The 17,071-nt window shown below is 51.8% G+C and carries 13 protein-coding genes; 2 read left to right on the top strand and 11 right to left on the bottom strand.

Annotation, left to right across the window (positions count from 1 at the left end):
• Positions 1 to 59: 59 nt before the first annotated feature.
• Both ftsH and rlmE read right to left on the bottom strand, forming a co-directional pair.
• Positions 60 to 2,009, bottom strand: coding sequence for an ATP-dependent zinc metalloprotease FtsH (gene ftsH, locus BGL48_RS07800; protein ID WP_069362131.1), 1,950 nt, complete (start codon positions 2,007 to 2,009; stop codon positions 60 to 62).
• 51 nt (positions 2,010 to 2,060) lie between these two features.
• Positions 2,061 to 2,690, bottom strand: coding sequence for a 23S rRNA (uridine(2552)-2'-O)-methyltransferase RlmE (rlmE, locus tag BGL48_RS07795; RefSeq protein ID WP_069362130.1), 630 nt, complete (start codon positions 2,688 to 2,690; stop codon positions 2,061 to 2,063).
• Positions 2,691 to 2,895: 205 nt separating this feature from the next.
• Here rlmE and yhbY point away from each other — a divergent pair, with 205 nt between their 5' ends.
• Entirely contained in the window at positions 2,896 to 3,192 is a 297-nt protein-coding gene (gene yhbY, locus BGL48_RS07790; RefSeq protein WP_069362129.1) for a ribosome assembly RNA-binding protein YhbY, read from the top strand.
• Between the two features lie 102 nt (positions 3,193 to 3,294).
• Here yhbY and greA read toward each other — a convergent pair whose 3' ends face one another.
• Positions 3,295 to 3,768, bottom strand: a complete 474-nt coding sequence (gene greA / locus BGL48_RS07785) for a transcription elongation factor GreA (protein WP_069362161.1) — start codon at positions 3,766 to 3,768, stop codon at positions 3,295 to 3,297.
• Between the two features lie 291 nt (positions 3,769 to 4,059).
• On the opposite strand from greA, the gene dacB reads away from it, so the two are divergent.
• Positions 4,060 to 5,505 (top strand): D-alanyl-D-alanine carboxypeptidase/D-alanyl-D-alanine endopeptidase, encoded by a 1,446-nt coding sequence (gene dacB, locus BGL48_RS07780; RefSeq protein ID WP_083238483.1) that lies wholly within the window; start codon positions 4,060 to 4,062, stop codon positions 5,503 to 5,505.
• Between the two features lie 47 nt (positions 5,506 to 5,552).
• Here the strand turns inward: dacB and carB are convergent, their stop codons facing one another.
• From carB to ribF, 8 genes are all read right to left on the bottom strand, one after another.
• On the bottom strand, positions 5,553 to 8,780 hold the full coding sequence (gene carB / locus BGL48_RS07775; protein WP_069362128.1) for a carbamoyl-phosphate synthase large subunit: 3,228 nt from the start codon (positions 8,778 to 8,780) through the stop codon (positions 5,553 to 5,555).
• Positions 8,781 to 8,795: 15 nt separating this feature from the next.
• The gene (carA, locus tag BGL48_RS07770) at positions 8,796 to 9,935 is read right to left on the bottom strand and encodes a glutamine-hydrolyzing carbamoyl-phosphate synthase small subunit (RefSeq protein WP_069362127.1); all 1,140 of its coding nucleotides are present in this window, start codon (positions 9,933 to 9,935) and stop codon (positions 8,796 to 8,798) included.
• A gap of 466 nt (positions 9,936 to 10,401) precedes the next feature.
• Positions 10,402 to 11,205 (bottom strand): 4-hydroxy-tetrahydrodipicolinate reductase, encoded by an 804-nt coding sequence (gene dapB / locus BGL48_RS07765; protein ID WP_069362126.1) that lies wholly within the window; start codon positions 11,203 to 11,205, stop codon positions 10,402 to 10,404.
• Between the two features lie 134 nt (positions 11,206 to 11,339).
• Positions 11,340 to 12,284 carry a 4-hydroxy-3-methylbut-2-enyl diphosphate reductase gene (ispH, locus tag BGL48_RS07760; protein WP_069362125.1) on the bottom strand — a complete coding sequence of 315 codons (945 nt, stop codon included), beginning with the start codon at positions 12,282 to 12,284 and terminating at the stop codon, positions 11,340 to 11,342.
• Between the two features lie 10 nt (positions 12,285 to 12,294).
• Positions 12,295 to 12,726, bottom strand: coding sequence for an FKBP-type peptidyl-prolyl cis-trans isomerase (fkpB, locus tag BGL48_RS07755; RefSeq protein WP_069362124.1), 432 nt, complete (start codon positions 12,724 to 12,726; stop codon positions 12,295 to 12,297).
• Positions 12,727 to 12,770: 44 nt separating this feature from the next.
• The gene (lspA, locus tag BGL48_RS07750; protein WP_069362123.1) at positions 12,771 to 13,280 is read right to left on the bottom strand and encodes a signal peptidase II; all 510 of its coding nucleotides are present in this window, start codon (positions 13,278 to 13,280) and stop codon (positions 12,771 to 12,773) included.
• Entirely contained in the window at positions 13,280 to 16,105 is a 2,826-nt protein-coding gene (ileS, locus tag BGL48_RS07745; RefSeq protein ID WP_069362122.1) for an isoleucine--tRNA ligase, read from the bottom strand. The genes lspA and ileS overlap by 1 nt, the downstream gene beginning before the upstream one ends.
• Positions 16,106 to 16,135: 30 nt before the next feature.
• Positions 16,136 to 17,071, bottom strand: coding sequence for a bifunctional riboflavin kinase/FAD synthetase (gene ribF / locus BGL48_RS07740; protein ID WP_069362121.1), 936 nt, complete (start codon positions 17,069 to 17,071; stop codon positions 16,136 to 16,138).

The raw sequence follows: 17,071 nt of genomic DNA, 5'->3' as shown, positions 1-17,071 counted from the left end.
CGTTTTTCCGAGCACGATCAAAAAAACCCCGACGTATCGGGGTTTGTATTCATGGGTATTTACGCTTCAGACTGGTTTTCTGAATCAAGCGGTTTTTGCTTTTTGTCGTCAGATGATTCGTCAGACGCGCTCGCTTTCGAGGCATCCGGCTTGCTTGGAGTATCATCAGAGGATGACCCCCCATCGCCACCTTCCCAGCCAGCAGGCTCTCGCACATCACGGCGAGCCATCAAGTCATCGATCTGCGCCGCATCAATGGTTTCGTACTTCATCAAGGCATCTTTCATCGCGTGCATGATATCCAGGTTTTCTTCCAAGATTTGCTTGGCGCGATCGTAGTTGCGATCGATGATGCCACGGATCTCCGCGTCAATAAGTCGAGCCGTTTCATCGGAGATGTGCTTGGTCTGTGCCATAGAGCGGCCTAGGAAGACTTCACCTTCTTCTTCTGCATAAAGCAGTGGACCCAGCTTCTCTGAGAAGCCCCATTGCGTTACCATTTTGCGGGCAATATCGGTCGCGCGCTCGATGTCGTTCGATGCCCCTGTCGAGACTTTTTCTTTGCCGTAGATCAGCTCTTCTGCCAAACGGCCGCCGTACAGGCTCGAAATCATCGAGTCGAGATGCTGGCGCGACATGCTGATCCTGTCTTGCTCAGGCAAGTACATGGTGACACCCAATGCACGCCCACGCGGGATAATGGAGACCTTGTAAACCGGGTCATGTTCTGGCACCAAGCGACCAACAATGGCGTGACCCGCTTCGTGATACGCCGTTGACTCTTTGGTTTCTTCCGACATCACCATTGAACGGCGCTCTGCACCCATCATGATTTTGTCTTTCGCCAGTTCAAATTCGACCATCGACACTACACGCTTGTTACCACGCGCAGAGAACAATGCCGCTTCGTTAACAAGGTTAGCCAAGTCAGCGCCTGAGAAGCCTGGCGTACCACGCGCAATCAGTGAGGCATCAACATCATTACCGAGTGGCACTTTGCGCATGTGTACTTTAAGAATATGCTCACGACCGCGCACATCTGGCAAGCTGACTACCACTTGGCGGTCAAAACGGCCAGGACGCAACAGCGCTGGGTCGAGGACATCTGGACGGTTGGTCGCCGCAATGACGATAACGCCTTCATTGCCCTCAAAGCCATCCATTTCGACCAACATCTGGTTCAAGGTTTGCTCACGCTCGTCGTGACCACCACCAAGCCCAGCGCCACGCTGACGACCGACGGCGTCGATTTCATCGATAAAGATGATACACGGCGAGGCTTTTTTTGCCTGTTCGAACATGTCACGGACACGTGATGCGCCCACACCCACGAACATTTCCACAAAGTCAGAGCCAGAAATGGTAAAGAACGGCACTTTCGCTTCACCGGCAATCGCTTTGGCGAGCAAGGTTTTACCGGTACCTGGAGGGCCGACCATCAATACGCCGGTTGGGATTTTACCGCCTAGTTTTTGGAAACGGCTTGGATCGCGCAGGTAATCCACCAGCTCTTTCACGTCTTCTTTCGCTTCATCGCAGCCAGCGACGTCAGTGAAGGTGGTCTTAACCTGCTCTTCACTCATCATTTTGGCTTTCGATTTACCAAACGACATGGCACCTTTGCCGCCACCGCCTTGCATCTGGCGCATGAAGAAAATCCACACCCCGATAAGCAGTAGCATTGGGAACCAAGAAATGAAGATCGATGCCAACATGCTTGGCTCTTCAGGTGGCGTCCCTTTCACGCGAACGTTTTTATTAAGCAAATCATCCAACAACTTTGGATCATTCATCACAGGCATAAAGGTGACATAGCGTGAGCCGTCACGTCGGGTGACACTCAGCTCACGATCGTCAAATTTTACTTCCTGTATTTGATCGTTGCCGATTTCGCGTACGAAAGAGGTATAGTCGACTTGACGACCGGCGCTGTCTCCTGGTCCAAAGCTTTGGAACACAGACATTAAGACAACGGCGATAACCAGCCACAGAATCAAGTTTTTTGCCATGTCACTCAAGGTGTTAGCCTCGCATAACTGAGATAGATAAATGTAAGGGTACTACAGTTTATAACCTGTAGCCACAATGTAGACTTCTCGCGACCTTGCACGGGATGAGTCGGGTTTTCGAATTTTGACCGCTGTAAACATTTTACGCACCTCGGCCAAATACTGATCAAAGCCTTCGCCCTGAAAAACTTTTACCACGAAGCTGCCTTTCGGTCCCAGCACTTCACGGCACATTTCTAATGCCAATTCGACCAAATACATCGCTTTGGGTTGATCGGCCGCCTGATTACCGCTCATGTTTGGCGCCATGTCAGACATCACCACATCAACTTGGTTGGGTTGAATGCGCTCGAGCAAGGTATCGAGTACCGCTTGTTCGCGAAAGTCCCCTTGCAGAAAGCTAACACCTGGCATGGAATCCATCGGTAAGATATCGCAAGCAATCACTTGCCCGTCATCGCCGACTTGTGTTGCAGCATATTGTGACCAACCTCCGGGGGCAGCGCCCAGATCCACTACCGTCATTCCCGGTTTCAAGATGCGATCTTTGTGCTGAATCTCTTCTAGCTTAAAAATCGCCCGAGACCGATACCCTTTCTTCTGCGCTTCATGAACGTATTTATCGTCGAAGTGTTCTTTCAACCAGCGTCCTGAGCTGGCAGAGTGTTTTTTATTCGCCATGTTGTTCCTACTACGCCCACCCATCGCACCACATTCATATAAAATTCAGACAATTGTGTGCGTTAGCTTATTCTCAAAGACAGACTTACTCTCACCCAGCAGACCAAGTGCTTGCCATCCGCCCACTTTCTAGTGTTTCAGTTTGTGGTGAGATGGCGTTAGAATGGCATGTTTTCAACCCCTAGCAAATAGAAATCGAGCCAACATGAAACTCAGCACCAAACAAAAACAGTATCTCAAAGGACTGGCTCACCCCCTTAAGCCTGTCGTCTTAATGGGCGCCAATGGTTTAACTGAAGCCGTGGTCGCTGAAATTGAGCTTGCACTTGACCACCACGAGCTGATTAAAGTGAAAGTCGCTTCAGAAGACCGTGAGACCAAAAACCTGATTGTCGACGCCATTCTTCGGGAAACCGGCGCCGAAAAAGTGCAGGTGATCGGTAAAACCTTGGTGATTTATCGCCAAAGCGAAGATCGCAAAATTGAATTACCACGCAAATAGTTACGTGCGTGATCAGTCTGTGCTATCGCATAACAAAAAGGCCGCATTGCGGCCTTTTTACTGTCTCAGCATCGGAGAAGGGTTACATTCAGTAACACTTTTCTATACGTAATCGACGCTATCGAGTTCGAACTCTTTGACGCCACCCGGGGTAGTGATGCTCACTTCTTCCCCTTCTTCTTTTCCAATCAGGCCACGGGCGATGGGAGAATTCACCGAAATTAAATTCGCTTTGATGTCGGCTTCATCATCACCCACGATCCGATAGGTCACCTCTTCGTCCGTGTTCACGTCAATCAAGGTGACCGTCGCGCCAAAAATCACTTTGCCATTATTCGGCATTTTAGTGACATCAATCACCTGTGCCACCGACAGCTTGTACTCGATGTCACGGATTTGCGCCTCACAAATACCCTGCTCTTCACGAGCCGCATGATATTCTGCATTTTCTTTTAAGTCACCGAGTTCACGCGCCTCTGCAATGGCGTTGGAGATCTCAGGGCGACGCTTGATCAACTTGTCCAGCTCTTCTCGTAGCAGCTGCTCACCGCGTACGGTCATTGGCACTTTATCCATAAATGACATTACCTCTTTCAATCCACAGCAAAGGGATTTTGGCAAAACAAAGCCACGCCCAAATAAAATATCTGGGCGCGGCGGAATTCAACGCTTTTTTTAGATTGTAAACAAGAATTCGCGCAAAATCATCTCTTATCCGGCGATAGCGTGAGCCATCCATCTGCGATCCACTTTGCGGCTATCCACTTTATCATCAGCCCAACGAGTGGGTTGTCCGCCCCGAACCGCTTGTCTTCAAGGCTAGACAGGGTAGGATGGCATGCATGCGCAAATAAAAAGGCTTTTATCATGCTTTCCGCTCTTTTTCGCCATCTCGCTCTGATGACGATTTTCCTGGTGCCGTTTGCGTCGGCCTCGGCGGCGTCGTTAACGCTGGCACAACTGACACCGTTGCTGCCTAAAGGCAGCCAAGTCGCGCTATGGGTGAGTGATGTGGAGCAAAATCACCCCCAGATCAGTGAGCAAGCCGATGCGCTGCTACCCCCAGCCAGTACACAAAAGCTTCTCACCGGACTCGCCGCCCGGCTTTATTTACCCAGCACCTTCCGTTTTTCCACCCGATTGGTGCAAAGCGGTGATGACATCGCCCTTATTTTTAATGGTGATCCGTTACTGACTCGAAAAGATATTCGTCAACTGCTGAGTCAATTACCGCGTCGCGGTCTCGATACCATTAACAATCTCTATCTGGATGGACACGCGTTTGCTGGTCGCACCCGTGCGCCTGGCTGGCCATGGGATATTTTAGCGGTCTGCTACAGTGCGCCTTCCACGGCAATCACCCTCAATCACAACTGTGTGCAAGGGGCGATTTATAGCCAACCTGATAGCAGGTTGACACGCGTACATGTCCCTGACCATCAGCCCGTTTCAATAGAGAACCAAGCGCGAGCGGTAAGCGAGGACGAACAAGCTACCCGCCATTGCGGGCTCGATCTCACCGCGACAGCAAAAAACACCTATTATTTTTCCGGTTGCCTCCCGCATCGGGCGCGTCCTCTGCCACTCAACTTTGCCGTACAAACGCCATCGACTTACGTCAAAGCCATTGTGGCCGATGAGCTCGCGCGCCTGAATGTGCGTGTGAAAGGCGATATTCGCGTGGCGCGGGCACCCAGTCAGTCACGCGAGCTGGCTCGTCACCAGTCAGCCCCCCTTACCTCCCTGCTCACTAGGATGCTGCGCGACTCTGACAACCTCATTGCCGACAACCTTCTCAAAGCCTTAGGGCGCCGCTACTTTCAGCAGCCTGGCTCGTATCGCAATGGCGTTGCAGCGGTGAAGGCGATATTACAGGAGGCTGGGATTGACCTATCACAGGCCGTGCTGGTCGATGGTTCCGGGTTGTCTCGTAATAACCGTCTCAGCGCCCGCCAACTGGCGCAGGTGATGCATTATATCACCACGCATCCGACACTGGGCATGACTCAAATGCTCCCCACTGCCGGCGTGGATGGTACCCTCAAGTATCGCCAGAGCATTCGTCATGCGCCCATAAAAGGACGTTTAAAGGCCAAAAGTGGCTCGCTGTATGGCAGCTTTAATTTGGCTGGGATGCTAGAAGATGATTCAGGAAAACAGCACATCGTAGTGCAACTTGTCAGTCATTATCATCCCGAGGAAGACGCGCAGCCGGAGAATGTTCCCTCGCCGATTACTCAGTTTGAGCGTGAGTTTTATATGGCGCTGATCCGCGGTCAGTTACGGCGACACTGGCCCAATCTCACTGAATAAAAAAGCCCGCCAAGATGGCGGGCTGATACGCGTTGACAGTCGTACCGTTATGATTTGGTCTGCACCCGTGCATGCAAAGATTGCACAGGGTTGACCTTGCTCATGTCCGCCGCTGTTAACGCCATGCAAGTGGCGAAGGCGGCGTTCAGCGTAGTGGTGTAATTCACCTTGGCTGCGAGCGCGCCGCGACGCAAGACTTTTGAATCTTCAATCGCTTGGCGTCCTTCCGTGGTGTTGACAATGTAGCTGTACTCACCATTTTTGATACGATCAAGAATGTGTGGTCGCCCTTCATGCACCTTATTGACCAAACGCGGATTGATACCCGCCTCACCAAGGATCACCGCGGTGCCATGGGTCGCGTCGAGCTCAAAGCCAAGCTTGAGTAACTTCGCTGCTAAATCCACCACGCGCTGTTTGTCATTATTGCGCACCGATAACAAGGCCCGTCCGCCCTCGCTGTAGGCTTTACCGCAGGCGAGGTCTGCTTTTGCAAAGGCTTCGGCAAAGGTATCCCCCACGCCCATCACCTCACCGGTCGAACGCATTTCAGGGCCCAGCAATGGATCAACCCCTGGGAATTTGTTGAACGGTAGCACCACCTCTTTCACCGAGTAATAAGGCGGGATCACCTCTTTGACAAACCCTTGCTCAGCCAGGGAGCGGCCTGCCATGACGCGCGCAGCGATTTTCGCCAGAGGAACACCCGTCGCTTTAGAGACAAATGGCACCGTTCGAGCAGCGCGCGGGTTGACCTCGATGAGATAGATTTCATCATCCTTCACCGCAAATTGCGTATTGACCAATCCATTCACGCCTAGCTCCAACGCTAGCTTGCGCACCTGTTCACGCATGCGATCTTGGATATCGTCACTTAACGTATACGCGGGCAGCGAGCAGGCGGAGTCACCAGAGTGCACGCCAGCTTGCTCGATGTGCTCCATGATGCCGCCAATCACTGCCGTTTCACCATCGCACACCGCATCAATGTCCACTTCCGTCGCATCATCCAAGAAATGGTCCAGCAGCACGGGAGATTCGTGCGAGACACTCACTGCCTCATTAAAGTAGCGGCGCAGGTCGGTCTCATCATAGACAATTTCCATCGCCCGTCCGCCCAATACGTAAGACGGACGCACCACCAACGGATAACCAATTTCTTTGGCTTTCTCCACCGCTTGCTCCAGTGCAGTGACTGTCGCGTTGGCAGGTTGTTTGAGGCCAAGGCGCTGTACGGCATCTTGGAAACGCTCACGGTCTTCGGCACGGTCAATCGCATCTGGGCTGGTACCGATAATCGGCACACCCGCCGCTTCTAAGTCACGGGCCAGTTTAAGAGGCGTTTGCCCACCGTACTGAACAATGACCCCTTCAGGCTTTTCAACGTTCACTATCGCCAGCACATCTTCTAGAGTGATGGGTTCAAAGTACAAACGGTCAGAGGTGTCATAGTCGGTAGAAACGGTTTCTGGGTTACAGTTAACCATGATGGTTTCAAAACCGTCTTCACGCAGGGCCAATGACGCGTGAACACAGCAGTAATCGAACTCGATCCCTTGCCCAATGCGGTTAGGGCCACCGCCAATAACCATGATTTTCTTCTTATCTGTCGGCTGTGACTCACACTCTTCATCGTAGGTGGAATACATATAGGCCGTATCCGACGAGAACTCAGCAGCACAGGTGTCGACACGCTTATAGACAGGGTGAATCTGAAATTTGTCCCGCAGCTTGCGCACTTCAATTTCTGAAACGCCCAACAAGGCGGCCAAACGCGCATCGGAAAAGCCTTTACGCTTTAACTGACGCAATGCGGCTTTATTAAGCCCCGCAAAGCCCTGCTCACGCACTTGCTGCTCATGCTTGACGATGTCTTCGATTTGCACCAAGAACCAACGGTCGATATTGGTCAGATTAAATACCCCATCGACCGACATCCCCGCACGAAAGGCATCGGCAATGTACCAAATCCGCTCTGCGCCTGGCTCTTTGAGTTCATGACGGATTTTTGTTAACGCCGTATCGTCATCCAGGTTTACCATCTCGTCAAAGCCCGCCGCACCGACTTCTAGGCCGCGCAGTGCTTTTTGCAATGATTCTTGCTGGTTACGTCCAATCGCCATCACCTCACCCACTGACTTCATCTGGGTGGTTAAGCGATCGTTGGCACCGGCAAATTTTTCAAAGTTAAAGCGTGGGATTTTAGTCACCACATAATCAATGGTCGGCTCGAACGACGCGGGCGTGGCGCCACCGGTGATATCGTTCATCAACTCGTCAAGGGTAAAGCCCACGGCCAGTTTGGCCGCCACTTTGGCAATCGGGAAGCCGGTTGCTTTTGACGCGAGCGCCGAAGAGCGTGATACCCGCGGGTTCATCTCGATGATCACCATACGGCCATTTTTGGGGTTAATACCAAATTGTACGTTCGAGCCGCCGGTCTCAACGCCTATTTCGCGCAGCACTGCCAAGGATGCGTTACGCATTAATTGGTATTCTTTATCCGTCAGGGTTTGTGCTGGCGCAACCGTGATAGAGTCGCCCGTGTGGACCCCCATGGCGTCGAAGTTTTCAATCGAGCAGACAATGATGCAGTTGTCGTTGTTATCCCGCACCACTTCCATTTCGTACTCTTTCCAGCCAATGAGGGACTCATCGATAAGCAGCTCATTGGTGGGAGATAAATCGAGACCGCGCTCGCAAATATCTTTAAACTCTTCTTGGTTGTAGGCGATGCCCCCGCCAGTGCCGCCCATGGTAAAGGAGGGGCGGATAATACAAGGAAAGCCCACTTCGTCGAGCACCTTGTGCGCCTCATCCATGCTGTGGGCGATACCCGCGCGTGGACACTCCAAACCAATGCTTTGCATCGCCTCATCGAAGCGATGACGGTCTTCGGCTTTATCAATCGCATCAGCAGTAGCGCCAATCATTTCCACGCCAAATTCGGCCAACACGCCATGGCGTTCAAGATCCAGAGCGCAGTTCAAACCTGTCTGACCACCCATGGTTGGCAGTACGGCGTCAGGGCGTTCTTTTTCGATGATGTGTTTCACCACCTGCCACTGGATAGGTTCAATGTAAGTGGCATCGGCCATCTCTGGGTCGGTCATGATAGTGGCTGGGTTGGAGTTCACCAGAATGACGCGATATCCCTCTTCGCGCAGGGCTTTACACGCTTGCGCTCCGGAGTAGTCAAATTCGCAGGCTTGGCCAATGATGATAGGGCCTGCGCCCAGGATAAGAATGCTTTTTATGTCTGTGCGTTTTGGCATGCTCAACGACTCCAATTAGGCGCGATGTTGTTTGATAAGATCGATAAAATGATCAAAAAGTGGCGCGGCATCATGCGGCCCCGGACTTGCCTCGGGGTGCCCTTGGAAGCTAAATGCGGGCTTATCAGTGCGATGAATACCTTGCAAACTTCCATCAAATAGAGACACATGGGTGGCTCTTAATGTGTCTGGCAGACTGTCTTTATCGGCGGCAAAGCCATGGTTCTGGCTGGTGATCATCACCACGCCACGGTCTAGGTCTTTCACCGGATGGTTAGCGCCGTGGTGGCCAAATTTCATTTTCACTGTCTTCGCGCCGCTCGCCAGCGCCAATATCTGATGGCCCAAGCAAATACCAAAGACAGGCACGCCTGCTTCTAAAAACGCTTGTGTAGCCTCAATCGCGTAATCACATGGTGCTGGGTCGCCGGGACCATTGGATAAGAAGACACCATCGGGGTTCATCGCCAACACCTCATCAGCCGGCGTCGTCGCCGGCACCACAGTCAAGCGACAACCTCGGTCAACCAACATGCGCAAGATATTGCGTTTGGCTCCAAAGTCATAGGCGACCACGTGATACGGCAGCTCACCTTCTACGGCAGCCTCGGGCAAGCCTTGATGAAGCTGCCAAGAGCCTTGCGTCCAGCGGTAACTTTCTTTGGTGGTCACTTCTTTGGCGAGATCCATTCCCTTTAAGCCAGGAAAGTCCTGCGCTTTCGCCAGCGCCAATGCCTCATCTACACTATCGCCGGCCACAATACAGCCGTTCTGCGCGCCCTTTTCTCGCAATAATCGCGTGAGTTTGCGCGTATCAATATCGGCAATGCCGAGAATGTTGTGATGTTTGAGGTAATCAGAAAGGGACTGTTGATTGCGGAAGTTGCTGGCTAACAGGGGGAGATCACGAATGACGAGGCCTTGGGCGTGGACTTGGCTAGATTCTTCGTCTTCGGTGTTGGTGCCGGTGTTGCCAATGTGGGGATAGGTGAGTGTCACGATCTGACGGGAATAAGAGGGGTCGGTGAGTATTTCTTGATACCCCGTCATCGAGGTATTGAAAACCACTTCTCCCACCGCGGTGCCATCAGCGCCGATCGGGGTACCGTGGAACACTGTCCCATCTTCTAGGACTAAGAGCGCAGACTTGCTCAAGACAACCTCCAGTTATATAGAAATGCACTTTTTACGACTAACGTTGCATTCACGTATTCCATCTAAGATCAAAACCCGCGTCAAGCTGAATTTTGACAAATTGCGCGCATTCTAGGGACGAGGCGGCTAGCTGTCAATCAAAGCACAGTATTTTTCTTTATTTTATTAGTCACTCACTAACAAAGCGCCATCAAAGCACCATAAAAACAAACCTAAACCGCGATTTACGGACAAAAAACACCCAAATCGAGCACTGAGATTCTTTTATTGCTCGTGTTTTCTCTCTTTAAAATGAAATCAAACTCGCAAACGTTTACCTTGCATTACTAAACACTGATGAAAGCGACTTTGTCACTTAAAGCGCTTGAGAGGCGTATAAAAAACAAGAAAGAAGAAAATAAAAAGCAAACGTGGCAAAGCAAACAAGAGGGGATAAAAAAACATCGCGCCGAAGCGCGATGAATAATTATTTAAGATTGAGGACATCTTGCATCGTGTATAAACCGCGTTGATGCTGATTGAGCCATACCGCGGCACGTACCGCCCCTTTAGCAAAGGTATTACGATTAGAGGCCTTGTGTGTGATTTCGACACGCTCGCCAATATCGGCAAACATCGCTGTGTGTTCGCCAACAATGTCCCCAGCTCGAATGGTCGCGAAGCCAATTTCGTCTTTACTCCGCTCGCCAGTGATCCCCTCACGGGCATAAACCGCCACGTCACTAAGCTGGTTACCCATCGCCCCCGCGATCGCTTCACCCATACCTAATGCAGTACCTGATGGTGCGTCCACTTTATGGCGATGGTGCGCTTCAACAATTTCAATGTCGCACTCGTCGCCCATCACTTTCGCCGCCTGCTCAAGCAACTTGAAGACAAGGTTCACACCCACACTGTAGTTGGGCGCCATCACCATCGCTGTCGAGGATGCCGCCTCTTCAATGGTTTGTTTTTGCGCCTCATCAAAGCCGGTGGTACCGATAACCAGTTGCTTACCGACCTCTTGGCACAGCGTTAAATTGGCCAAGGTTGCAGCGGGAGCGGTAAAATCAATCACCACGTCAAAGTCGTCACTGACTTTGCGCAAATCGTCCACCACATTGACGCCCAAGCGGCCGATCCCTGCCAGTTCGCCTGCATCGGTGCCGACTAAGCTAGATTCCGGCCTTTCGCTCGCCGCCCCTAACACGGCACCTGGATACTGTGAAACCGCTTGGATAAGGTTGCGCCCCATGCGCCCAGCCGCACCGGCTATGGCAATACGTACCATGATTTTCCCCTTTGTCACTTTGCCAGTTCACTGGCTCCTTCTCGGTAACCCACCACTCTAGCGCGTTCCTTGGCACTTGTATATTGGCGAAAAAAAGGGAAGCACTTGCTCCCCTCATCGTCTTGCTCATCACCCTAAGTGACTTCACGAATTTGTAGCTCTTTAGGCACTTCAAAAAACATGTTTTCTTCACGCCCAGCAAGGTTATCAACATGGGTCGCACCCAGCTGCTTGATACGCTCGATAATTTGATCCACTAGCTCTTCTGGTGCCGACGCACCGGCCGTGATCCCCACCGTATGCTTGCCTTCAAACCAAGCCGGATCAATATCTTCTGCCGTGTCAGTTAAATAACCTGGCGTTCCCAGTTTTTCGGATAACTCACGCAGACGGTTTGAGTTAGAGCTATTTTTTGAGCCGACAACCACCATCACGTCACAGCTTTGCGCTAAATCGCGCACCGCATCTTGGCGGTTCTGGGTGGCGTAACAAATGTCGTCTTTGCGTGGTCCTTGGATGTTAGGAAACACCTTACGCAGAGTATCAATCACATCCGCGGTTTCGTCGACCGACAGGGTGGTTTGACTGACATAATGCAGGTTATCCGGATCGCTCACCTCCAAGGTATACACATCCTCTGGGGTTTCGACCAAATACATCCCACCGGTTTCACTGGCGTATTGTCCCATGGTGCCTTCCACTTCAGGGTGGCCGGCATGGCCTATCAGTACCACTTCCATGTTCTTACGGCTGGCACGCGCGACTTCCATATGCACCTTGGTCACTAGCGGGCAGGTCGCATCAAACACGGTTAACTGACGCGACTTGGCCTCATTGCGCACGGCCTGAGACACGCCGTGGGCGGAGAAAATCACAATACTGTCATCAGACACTTCGCTGATCTGCTCAACAAAAATCGCCCCACGCTGCTTTAAGCCTTCCACCACAAAACGGTTATGCACCACTTCATGACGGACATAAATGGGAGGCTGATAGATTTCTAGCGCGCGCTCAACAATACTGATGGCACGGTCAACCCCTGCGCAAAAACCACGGGGATTGGCAAGTAAGATCTTCATGTGTCCGCCTTTATTGCACACTTATAATTTCAACATCAAAAATGACGGTTTTCCCAGCCAGCGGGTGGTTAAAATCAACCGTGACGGAATCGCCCGTCACTGCCGTCACAATCCCCGGGATCTCCTGTCCTTGCGGCCCACTAAAGGCAATGATCGCCCCTTCTTCTGCGGGCGTTTCTCCACCAAAGTGACGGCGATCCATGTGATGGATGTTATCCGGGTTAGGTTGGCCGAATGCATCCTCTGGTGCCAAGGTGAAGCTGCTCGACTCCCCTTCTTTTAAGCCAAGAAGGCAAGTTTCAAAGTTTTCCGTCAAACTCCCGTCGCCCATTACCAGCTTCGCCGGTTTACCCGCATTGTGGGTGGTATCGGCGACCGAGCCATCTTCAAGCTTGATGGTAAAGTGCATAATGACTTCGCTAGACGCTGTGATTGCTGTCATGATTCATCCTTTTAGAACGTCGCGGTAACGGGGATAGATACGCATCACTCATGTTTGGTCGATGACTGGCCTTGACGAAAACTATCCAAAATAATCAATGCCGCGCCCACGCAAATCGCCGAATCGGCGAGATTAAACGCTGGCCAGTGCGACTGACCGAGATAGAAATCTAGAAAGTCAATCACATAGCCATGCACAAGACGATCAAACAGATTACCCAGGGCCCCACCAATGATCATTGCATAAGCAATATTGATCATGCGTTTATCGGCCGGGGTATGCCGCATCCAATACGCCAATAACCCGCTCACCCCCAGTGCAATAACACTGAAAAGCCAACGTTGCCAGCCACCCGCATCACTTAAAAAACTGAACGCCGCGCCATGATTGTGCACGTACGTCAGGTTAAAGAAAGGCAATACTTCAATCCGATTCGCAAACCCGTATTCCATGGTTTGCATCACCAGCCACTTGCTGCCGATATCAAGTGCAAAGACCAGTGGCGCCAGCCAAAGCCAGCGCCATCCTGATTGTGAGAGGGAAAGAGTCTGCATCACACAAATTGGCGAGTTTCGCCTTCTCCTGCAATATTGGTCACGCATCGGCCACAGATCTCTTCATGACCTGCAATGGTGCCGACATCAGCAACGTGGTGCCAACAGCGCTCACACTTGGCCGCGCTTGATGCCGCCACTTCTACGGCCAATCCGTCGAGTTCCGTCTGCGTGGCAGACGCTGGCGCGTCACCGGCAACTACAGTTGCTTTCGAGGTCAGCAATACAAAGCGAAGTTCATCACCCATCAAGCGTAGCTTTTCGGCAAAATCAGCGGGAGCATAGAGGGTGACTTCCGCTTCTAATGAGCCACCAATGACTTTTTCATTCCGCGCTTGCTCAAGGGTTTTGTTCACTGCATCACGCACATCAAGCAGTTTCGCCCAGAAAGCCTGATTCAGCACAGCCTGCTGTTCTAGGTCAAACAAGCCGTCATACCAGACTTCAGTGAACACAAACGGATTACGCTCACCCGGCATCTCATTCCAGATCTCATCGGCAGTAAATGACATAATCGGTGCCATCCAGCGTACCAGTGCTTCTACGATGTGGAACAGCGCCGTTTGACAACTGCGGTGCGCATGGCTGCCTGCTTTGGCGGTGTACTGACGGTCCTTGATGATATCGAGATAGAACGAGCCCATCTCAATCGAGCAGAACTGCATTAAGCGCTGGGTTACTTGGTGGAAGTTACACGCATCATACGCGGCAGTGATCTCTTGTTGCGCCTCGAGAGCGCGGCTCACTGCCCAGCGATCGACCGCCACCAAATCGTCTGGTGCAACCAAGTCAGCTTTAGGATCAAAACCGTGTAGGTTAGCGAGCAAGAAGCGCGAGGTATTACGGATACGACGATAAGCATCAGCACTGCGCTTGAGAATTTCATCCGACACACTGATCTCACCCGTGTAATCGGTTGATGCCACCCACAAACGAAGAATGTCAGCGCCCAGCTTGTTCATCACATCTTGCGGCATGATGGTGTTACCCAGCGACTTCGACATTTTGCGACCGTTACCATCAACGGTGAAGCCATGCGTCAGTACGCGGCGGTAAGGCGCGTGGCCTTTAATTGCCACTGACGTCATCAGCGATGACTGGAACCAGCCACGGTGTTGATCCGAGCCTTCCAAGTACATATCGGCTTCTTGACCGTTAAACTCATCACGCTGATTGACCACGGCATAGTGCGTCGCACCAGAGTCAAACCACACATCTAGGGTATCCAAAACTTTCTCATACTGGTCAGCGTCATCGCCTAGCAGTTCGTTTAGATCGAGATCCCACCACGCTTGAATACCGGCTTTTTCTACACGCTGAGCCACCTTCTCAATCAGGTTGAGCGTATCCGGGTGCAGCTCGGAGGTTTCTTTATGCACGAACAGGGCAATGGGTACGCCCCAAGTACGCTGGCGAGAAATACACCAGTCTGGACGCCCTTCTACCATGGACTCAATGCGGCTTTGTCCCCAGTCCGGGATCCACTCAACGTTCTTGATCTCTTGCAACGCTTTGTCACGCAGACCTGCTTTGTCCATGGCAATAAACCATTGCGGCGTCGCGCGGAAAATAATCGGTGTTTTGTGGCGCCAGCAATGCGGGTAGCTGTGCTCATACGCGTGATGATGCAGCAACGCCCCGTGCGTTTTCAGCGCTTCAATCACATTGTCGTTGGCTTTGAACACGTGTTGACCAGCAAACAGTGGCGTATCCGGCAGATAAACACCATTGCTGCCAACCGGGTTAGCCACTTCGAGATCGTATTTTTGTCCTACCACAAAGTCTTCTTGACCATGACCCGGCGCCGTATGAACCACACCCGTACCGGACTCGGTGGTAACATGATCGCCTAGGATAACCGGCACATCAAAATCGTAAAAAGGATGCTGCACGCGTTGAAGCTCTAGCGCTTCACCTTTACAGAAACCAAGGTTATGATAGTGCTCAATGCCCGCGCGATCCATCACATCTTTTGCCAGCTCTGCGGCAAGGATCAAGCGCTGTGGCTGGTCACCTTCGACTTGGACTAAGGCATATTCCAAGTCCGCCGCGACCGCGACCGCACGGTTCGCCGGCAAGGTCCAAGGGGTGGTGGTCCAGATCACCGCGGATACTGGGCCTTCACCTTGGTGATCGCCAGCTAGAGTAAATACGTTAACCAATGCTTGCTCATCAACCGCGCGGAAAGTCACGTCAATCGACGGTGATGTCTTATCTTGGTACTCAACTTCGGCTTCCGCGAGCGCTGAGCCACAGTCTGTACACCAGTGCACAGGCTTGAAGCCTTTGTGTAGATGGCCATTACCGGCAATTTTACCCAATGCACGGATAATATTGGCTTCGGTATTAAAATCCATGGTCAGGTAAGGCTTATCCCACTCACCTAACACGCCAAGGCGTTTAAAGTCCGCTTTTTGGCCTTCCACTTGTTTGGCGGCATATTCACGGCACTTTTCACGGAACTCGGCGGTAGAAACTTTCTGACCTGGCTTGCCAACTTTTTTCTCTACCATCAACTCGATAGGCAGACCGTGGCAGTCCCAGCCAGGGACGTACGGTGCGTCATAGTCCGCCAGCGTTTTCGATTTAATAATAATGTCTTTGAGAATTTTATTAACAGAGTGACCAATATGAATGTTGCCGTTCGCGTACGGAGGACCGTCGTGCAAAATAAATGTTTTTTTGCCTTTCTTCGCTTGACGGATTGCACCGTAAAGATCTTCATCGTACCAACGCTTGAGCATATCAGGCTCACGCTTAGCAAGATTACCTCGCATCGGAAACGCGGTTTCCGGCAGGTTTAAGGTATCTTTGTAGTCACTCATTGATTATTGATTCCGTATGGAGGTTACACTCTAGACATTATTGGCATCAGCCAGCCACGCACGCGCGGCTGATGCATCTCGTTGAATTTGCATTTTTAACGCGTCTACTGACGCAAATTTGGTCTCGTCACGCAACTTATGTAACAAGCTCACTTCAAGCTGTTTGCCATATAAGTCGAGCGTGTGATCAAAAAGGTGTACTTCGAGTTGCTGGTGCGTGCCGTTGACCGTCGGGCGATGTCCTACATTTGCCACTCCAGGTAATGATTGCCCGTCGATGGCCACCGTTACCGCATAAACACCAGACACAGGTGAAACGCGACGTTTAAGCAACACATTCGCCGTAGGAAAACCAATCGTTCGCCCCAGCTTGCGCCCGTGGGCAACCCGGCCACAAATACTATAAGGACGCCCCAGCATATCGGCCGCGGCTTTCATTTCACCCGCGGAAAGCGCATCACGAATCGCGGTGCTACTCACGCGACGATCACTGACACAAAAGCTTTCAGTGCTGACAACCGCAAAGTCATGCTCTTGTCCGGCTTGCGCTAAACGGGAAAAATCGCCCGCTCGCTTAAGGCCAAAGCGAAAGTCGTCACCCACAACCAGAAACTTAACACCCAATTGATTGACCAACAAGCGGTCCACAAAGGCATCAGGACTCATGGCGGCGAAAGCCGGGGTAAAACTGACGCACAACAACCTATCGACGCCCAGTTTGGCAAGCTGGGTGTATTTATCCCGCAATCGCGATAATCGCGCAGGCGCTTGCTCACCAAGGAATAACTCGAGCGGTTGCGGCTCGAACAGCATCACAGTCGCAGGCAAGTCAAGGGCTCTGGCCTTCTCAACCACTTGACGCAAAACAGCCTGGTGACCTAGGTGGACACCATCGAAATTCCCGATGGTCAGTACACAGCCTCGGTGTTGCGCCCGGATGTTGTGGATGCCTCGAATTAATTCCAT

Source organism: Salinivibrio sp. SS3, from assembly GCF_001722105.1.
In the GTDB taxonomy this organism is placed as follows: Bacteria; Pseudomonadota; Gammaproteobacteria; order Enterobacterales; family Vibrionaceae; genus Salinivibrio; species Salinivibrio kushneri.
Note: the sequence above shows the minus strand (reverse complement) of the source record. Positions and strands in the feature narration are given on the sequence as shown.

Coding starts and splice junctions, on each gene's coding strand:
- ftsH (WP_069362131.1), bottom strand. CDS start 2,009: ATGGCAAAAAACTTGATTCTGTGGCTGGTTATCGCCGTTGTCTTAATG.
- rlmE (WP_069362130.1), bottom strand. CDS start 2,690: ATGGCGAATAAAAAACACTCTGCCAGCTCAGGACGCTGGTTGAAAGAA.
- yhbY (WP_069362129.1), top strand. CDS start 2,896: ATGAAACTCAGCACCAAACAAAAACAGTATCTCAAAGGACTGGCTCAC.
- greA (WP_069362161.1), bottom strand. CDS start 3,768: ATGGATAAAGTGCCAATGACCGTACGCGGTGAGCAGCTGCTACGAGAA.
- dacB (WP_083238483.1), top strand. CDS start 4,060: ATGCTTTCCGCTCTTTTTCGCCATCTCGCTCTGATGACGATTTTCCTG.
- carB (WP_069362128.1), bottom strand. CDS start 8,780: ATGCCAAAACGCACAGACATAAAAAGCATTCTTATCCTGGGCGCAGGC.
- dapB (WP_069362126.1), bottom strand. CDS start 11,205: ATGGTACGTATTGCCATAGCCGGTGCGGCTGGGCGCATGGGGCGCAAC.
- ispH (WP_069362125.1), bottom strand. CDS start 12,284: ATGAAGATCTTACTTGCCAATCCCCGTGGTTTTTGCGCAGGGGTTGAC.
- fkpB (WP_069362124.1), bottom strand. CDS start 12,726: ATGACAGCAATCACAGCGTCTAGCGAAGTCATTATGCACTTTACCATC.
- lspA (WP_069362123.1), bottom strand. CDS start 13,280: ATGCAGACTCTTTCCCTCTCACAATCAGGATGGCGCTGGCTTTGGCTG.
- ileS (WP_069362122.1), bottom strand. CDS start 16,105: ATGAGTGACTACAAAGATACCTTAAACCTGCCGGAAACCGCGTTTCCG.
- ribF (WP_069362121.1), bottom strand. CDS start 17,071: ATGGAATTAATTCGAGGCATCCACAACATCCGGGCGCAACACCGAGGC.